We start from the raw sequence: 6,337 nt of genomic DNA, 5'->3' as shown, positions 1-6,337 counted from the left end.
CATGGCCTGGCTTCGGAAGCCGCTTCGCTCAATGCGCTTCTGGCCCAGTTCAACCTCGGCAATACCCAGAGCGCCTATGCGCCGGCAGCTATGCCGCGTCGGCGGGCGGCATAGGTCGGGTGCATCGGTCTGAACGATGAGAAAGGGCCCGGACATCCGGGCCTTTTTCTATTTCTCGAGCGTTGCGACTGCCTCGACATGGGCCGACCAGAGGAACTGGTCGATCGGCGTGACCGACGTGATGCGGTAGCCGGCAGCAACGAGGATCGCGAGATCGCGGGCAAGCGTTGTCGGATTGCAGGAGACGGCGACGATCTTCTTGACGCCGGAGCGGGCGATTTCCTGACACTGCACGTCCGCGCCCGCGCGTGGCGGGTCGAAGACGATGGCATCGTAAACCTTCAGTTCCTGCGCCATGAGCGGGCGGCGGAAGAGATCGCGCTTCTCGATCGTCACCGGCTTCAGCCCTTGCGTGTTGCGGGCGGAGAAGTCGAGCGCCTTCAGCGCCTTGTCCTCGCCTTCGACCGCGTGCACGCGGGCCTTGCGGGCGATGCGCAGGGCGAATGTGCCGCTGCCGGCAAAGAGGTCCGCAACCCGCTTTGCCTTGCCGATATGATCGAGCACCAGTGCTGCCATCGCCTCTTCAGCGGCAAGCGTTGCCTGGGTGAAGCCGCCGGGCGGCGGCGAGACGGATACGCCGCCGAATTCGATCACCGGCTTCGTCGGCTCGACGATGATCTCACCATTGAGGCTGACGCGGGCAATGCCGCGTTCTCCGAGAACCGTCTCGACGGTGCGCCGGCGCTCGCGATCGCCAAATCCCTTGATGCCGTCGACCGAAAGGTCGAGACCGGAAAGCGTTTCGAGAACGGTGATGCGGAACGGTTCGGCGTTGACGGCCATGGCCGCGCCGATCTTGCCGATGGTGGCGAGCCGCGAGACGATGCCCGGGCTCGTGACGGGACATTCCGAAATCGCCACGATGTGGTGGCTTTCCGCCTGGTTGAAGCCGAGGAGCAGGTCTTTTTCGGTCTTGCGCGCCGTGAACACGGCGCGGCGGCGCTCGCCGGGTTGGGCTGTTATCAGCGGCGCGACATCAGGCTTCAATCCCTTCGACTTCAAGGCGTTGATCACCAGGTCGCGCTTGAAGGTCTGGTAGAGGCCGTCGGCCGCGTGCTGCAACGTGCAGCCGCCGCAGGTGCCGTTCTGACCGTCCGGGCCGAAGTGGCGACAGTGCGGTTCGACCCGGTCAGGCGATGCTTCGCGCAGCGAGATCAGCGTGCCCTGAGACTTGTTGACCGCAAAGGCCGCGCTCTCGCCCGGCAGCGTGAAGGGCGCATAGACCGGACCAGCCTCGGTTTCGGCAATGCCGTCGCCCTGCGCGCCGAGACGGGCGATGGTCAGGGTCTGCGTGCTCATGGCTTTTTCCCGGCCAGCAGGAACTCGACGTTGCCGTCGCCGCCTGATATCGGCGAGGGGATCAGCCCGAGGCTCTGCCAGCCCATGTCTTCGACCAGCCAGCGCTCGAGTTCGGCGGCAACCGCCGGCGCGCTGTCGGGATCCTTCAGCAGTCCGGCCTTGCTGATCGCATCGCGACCGGCCTCGAATTGCGGCTTGACCAGCAGGATGCAGTGCGCACCGCGAAGCGCCATCTCGAGTGCCGGCGGCAAGGCGAGCTTCAGCGAAATGAAGGAGACGTCGGAAACGATGAAGGTCACTTCACGGTTGTCGATGTCGTCCTCGGTCATCGCCCGGGCGTTGAGGCCCTCGATGCTGGTGACGCGCGGATCGCCCGAGATCCGCGGATGGATCTGGCCATGACCGACATCGATGGCAACCACGTGATCGGCACCGCGCTTCAACAGCACCTCGGTGAAACCGCCGGTGGAGGCGCCGATATCGACGCAGCTTTCACCGGTCGGATCGAGCGCGAAATGATCGAGCGCTGCGGCAAGCTTCAGCGCTGCGCGCGAAACATAGTCCTGCGCCGGGTCATCGATGGTGATGGTCACGCTCTCGGCAAAGGCCAACGACGGCTTGGTGACCGTGCGGCCGTCGACCTTGACGGTGCCGCGCTGGATCGCGTCGCGGGCACGGGCACGGCTAGCCACCAGTCCTGTGTTGAGCAGCAGCTGGTCCAGGCGGACTCTGTTCTTGTGTTCTTCATTCTGGCGTTCTTCTGACATGTGTTTCTCATGGAGGGTTGGCGGCCTATTGGCAAGCCCCCTCGCTGCACGGCTGCTCGGCAGAGCGGGTAAGACGTGGTGATAAAACCCCCAAGGAGACAGGGAAGTAATCACATCACGCGAAATAAGCGAAAGTGCTGACGACCTGTCGCGGCGCACGGAGCAGCAGGCCGCATCGCTGGAACAGACCGCGGCGGCCCTCGACGAGATCACCGCCAACGTCACGAGCTCGACGCGGCGGGCCGAAAAGGCGCGCATCGTGGCCGGAGAGGCGAATTCAAGCGCTGCCAAATCCGGCGTCGTGGTGGCGAGTGCCGTGGAAGCGATGCGCCGGATCGAAAGCTCCTCCGGCCAGATCTCCAACATCATCGGCGTTATCGACGAGATCGCCTTTCAGACCAACCTCCTGGCGCTCAATGCCGGTGTCGAAGCGGCGCGGGCGGGCGAGGCCGGCAAAGGCTTTGCGGTCGTTGCCCAGGAGGTGCGCGAGCTGGCCCAGCGCTCGGCAAAGGCCGCCAAGGAGATCAAGGAGCTTATCCGCAATTCCAGCGTCGAGGTCGAAGGCGGGGTCAAGCTGGTGCGCGATACCGGCGAGGCGCTGAAGGCGATTGGCGGCCATGTGGCCACCATCAACCAGCACATGGACGCGATCGCCATCTCGGCGCGCGAACAGTCGGTGGGGCTCAGCGAAGTCAACACCGCCGTCAACCAGATGGACCAGGTGACGCAGAAGAACGCGGCGATGGTCGAAGAGGCCAATGCCGCCAGCGCCCAGCTCGCCAGCGAGGCCGGCCGTCTGCGCGAGCTCATCGCCCGCTTCACGCTGCCGGGCCGCACGAACAGCATGACCGCCCCAAGCGATCTGCGCACCATGGCACCACTATGGCGGCGCCATCTGCACCGATACGCTCGGCGAGTGCCGCCCGCCCCGTGTCTTACGGCAATGCGGCGGTGGCGCAGGACGATTGGCAGGAATTCTGATCGTCGCCACGACACACAAGAAAGCAAAAGCCCCGGTTCATCGCCGGGGCTTTGGTGTTTCGGACTGCCTTCGATCGCGTAGCCTTAGCCGGCAGCGCCGATGCCGATATCCTGCTTCTGGCCGAGTGCCTTGAACACCGTAGAAACGATGCCGGCGCGGTCGAGGCCGGCCAAGGCATACATCGCTTCGGGCTTTGCCTGCTCCATCCAGATGTCAGGCATCACCATCGGGCGCACCTTCAGGCCACCGTCGAGCAGGCCGTCTTCTGCGAGGAACTGCAGCACGTGGCTGGCAAAACCGCCGACTGCGCCTTCCTCGATGGTCACAAGCACTTCGTGATGGCGGGCAAGCTGGCGGATGAGGTCGTGGTCGAGTGGCTTGGCAAAGCGCGCGTCGGCAACCGTCGTCGAAAGACCCGCCGCGTCGAGATCTTCGGCGGCCAACAAACAGTCGGCAAGGCGCGTGCCGAAGGAAAGCAGCGCCACCTTGGAGCCTTGCTTGACCACGCGGCCCTTGCCGATTTCAAGGATCTGGCCGCGCTCCGGCATTTCGACGCCCACGCCTTCGCCGCGCGGATAGCGGAACGAGATCGGGCCGGCATCATAGGCGACAGCGGTCCGCACCATGTGCTTCAGCTCTGCCTCGTCGGCGGCTGCCATGACGACGAAGCCGGGCAGGGTCGCGAGATAGGTCGTGTCGAAGGAGCCGGCATGGGTAGGCCCGTCGGCGCCGACGAAACCGGCGCGGTCGATCGGAAAACGCACAGGCAGGCCCTGGATCGCCACGTCGTGGACCACCTGGTCGTAGCCGCGCTGCAGGAAGGTGGAATAAAGTGCGGCAAACGGCTTGTAGCCTTCAGATGCCAGACCGGCCGCAAAGGTCACCGCGTGCTGTTCGGCGATTCCGACGTCGAAGCAGCGCTTGGGGTGGGCGAGGGCGAACTTGTCGAGCCCGGTGCCGGATGGCATGGCGGCGGTGACCGCAACGATCTTGTCGTCGAAACCGGCTTCCTGCGTCAGGGCTTCGGCGAAGACCGAGGTGTAGGCGGGCGCGTTCGGCTTTGCCTTGGCCTGCGCGCCGGTGATGACGTCGAACTTGTTGACGCCGTGATACTTGTCGGCAGCGGCTTCGGCGGGCGGATAGCCCTTGCCCTTCTGCGTCACCACATGGATCAGCACCGGCCCCTTGGCGTTGTCGCGAACGTTGCGCAGTACCGGCAGCAGGTGCTCGAACGAGTGACCGTCGATCGGGCCGATATGATAGAAGCCCATTTCCTCGAACAGCGTGCCGCCGGTGACGTAGCCGCGGGCATGCTCGACCGCGCGGGTGATCGCCCGGTCGACCGTCTTGCCGAGATAGGCCGTCAGTTTCTTGCCGACTTCGCGGATGCCCATGTAGGTGCGGCCGGAAGCGAGGCGCGCCAGATAGGCGCTCATCGCGCCGGTCGGTGGCGCGATCGACATGTCGTTGTCGTTGAGGATGACGATCAGGCGGGCATCGAGCGCGCCCGCATTGTTGAGCGCTTCATAGGCCATGCCGGCCGAAAGCGCACCGTCGCCGATGATGGCGATGACATTGCGGTTCTTGCCGTCGAGGTCGGCGGCGACAGCCATGCCGAGGCCGGCGGAAATCGACGTCGAGGAGTGCGCGGCACCGAAGGGGTCGTATTCGCTTTCGGCGCGACGGGTGAAGCCGGACAGGCCGCCTTCCTGGCGCAAGGTGCGGATGCGATCGCGACGGCCGGTCAGAATCTTGTGCGGGTAGCACTGATGGCCGACGTCGAAGATCAGCCGGTCATGCGGCGTGTTGAATATCTTGTGGATGGCGATCGTCAGCTCGACGACGCCGAGGCCCGCGCCGAGATGGCCACCGGTACGCGAGACCGCATCGATCATCTCTGCACGAACTTCGCCGGCAAGCTGCGGCAGATCCTTGTCGTCGATCTTCTTCAGATCGTCGGGAAAGGTCACCTTGTCGAGCAAGGGGGTTGCCGGCATCGGGTTCGTTGGCAGTTGTGTCACGCTGCATGCCTCATGCGCACCGCACGGATCGGGTGCGCGATAGTTGGTGGTACCGTTAAAGCGGCTCTTTAGACGCAATTGTTGCTGAATGCAAAATTAGGCTTTCCTGCGTCGTTGTCCTAGACACTACCGTATGATTCCCTGAATCGAAATCGATTTAAGGAAGCATGCGGCAACTGGAAGCGGCAAGCGGTCGCGGTTGTTCGATGCCCTCAACCGGTGGGAAGGGGCACGAATTCCTCCTCGTCGCCGGGCACGATGTCGAAGCGGCCGGTGCGCCATTCTTCCTTGGCCTTCTCGATGCGGTCCTTTGACGATGACACGAAATTCCACCAGATGTGGCGGGCCGAGCCGAGTGCTGCGCCGCCGAACAGCATGACATGACAGCCGAGCGGACCGGCGGTGACGGTGATTTCGTCGCCAGGCCGGAAGACCAGCAGCTGATTGTCGGCGAAGTGGTCGCCGGCGATGATCGCTTCGCCTGAGAGGATATAGATCGCACGCTCTTCCCAATTGGCGGCAAACGGCGCGCTTTTGCCGGGCGCGATGTTGAGGTCGACATAGATCGTGTCGGTAAAGACCGAGACCGGCGACTTCTGCCCTTCGAAGCTGCCGATCACCACCCGGGCATCTATGCCGCCGTCATTGAGCTGCGGCAGCATGTGCCGTTCGGTATGGTCGAAGATCGGGTCGATCTCTTCCTTGTGGTCGGGGAGCGCCAGCCAGGTCTGCAACCCGGAAACCGAGCGTTCATGCCCGCGCTGGTTTTCCGGTGAACGCTCGGAGTGAACGATGCCGCGGCCGGCGGTCATCAGGTTCACGTCGCCGGGGCGGATGACCATTTCGGTGCCGAGGCTGTCGCGATGCTTGATTTCGCCGTCGAACAGATAGGTCACGGTCGAAAGGCCGATATGCGGATGCGGCCGAACGTCGATCGCCTCGCCGGCACGCAACAGCGCCGGTCCCATCCGGTCGAAGAAGATGAACGGCCCGACAAGCCGCCGCTTCGCTGTCGGTAGTGCGCGGCGAACCTGCAATCCGCCGATGTCGCTGGTGCGCGGGATGATCAGGTGTTCGATGGCGTCGCAGGCGGGCTTGTCGCCGGCGAGCGGGTCGGGGCCTGGAAAGAAGGACATGGTGCACGCTCC

The 6,337-nt window shown here is 64.3% G+C and carries 4 protein-coding genes and 1 pseudogene; 1 reads left to right on the top strand and 4 read right to left on the bottom strand.

The window, feature by feature from the left end; translation table 11 throughout:
• Positions 1-168 precede the first annotated feature (168 nt).
• Positions 169-1,419, bottom strand: coding sequence for a class I SAM-dependent RNA methyltransferase (locus ASD02_RS29440; RefSeq protein ID WP_057221515.1), 1,251 nt, complete (start codon positions 1,417-1,419; stop codon positions 169-171).
• A complete protein-coding gene (locus tag ASD02_RS29435) occupies positions 1,416-2,186 on the bottom strand; it encodes a TlyA family RNA methyltransferase (RefSeq protein WP_025426145.1) in 771 nt (256 codons plus the stop codon). Before ASD02_RS29435 ends, ASD02_RS29440 begins: the two co-directional genes overlap by 4 nt.
• Positions 2,187-2,301: 115 nt before the next feature.
• On the opposite strand from ASD02_RS29435, the pseudogene ASD02_RS29430 reads away from it, so the two are divergent.
• Positions 2,302-3,249, top strand: a pseudogene (locus tag ASD02_RS29430) (methyl-accepting chemotaxis protein); the annotation flags it as partial.
• A gap of 2 nt (positions 3,250-3,251) precedes the next feature.
• Here the strand turns inward: ASD02_RS29430 and dxs are convergent.
• A complete protein-coding gene (gene dxs / locus ASD02_RS29425; RefSeq protein WP_038575941.1) occupies positions 3,252-5,165 on the bottom strand; it encodes a 1-deoxy-D-xylulose-5-phosphate synthase in 1,914 nt (637 codons plus the stop codon).
• A 236-nt stretch (positions 5,166-5,401) separates the two neighbouring features.
• Positions 5,402-6,325, bottom strand: a complete 924-nt coding sequence (locus tag ASD02_RS29420; RefSeq protein ID WP_025426148.1) for a pirin family protein — start codon at positions 6,323-6,325, stop codon at positions 5,402-5,404.
• Between the last annotated feature and the right edge of the window lie 12 nt (positions 6,326-6,337).

Source organism: Ensifer sp. Root1252 (genome assembly GCF_001425885.1).
GTDB lineage: Bacteria > Pseudomonadota > Alphaproteobacteria > Rhizobiales > Rhizobiaceae > Ensifer > Ensifer canadensis.
Note: the sequence above shows the minus strand (reverse complement) of the source record. Positions and strands in the feature narration are given on the sequence as shown.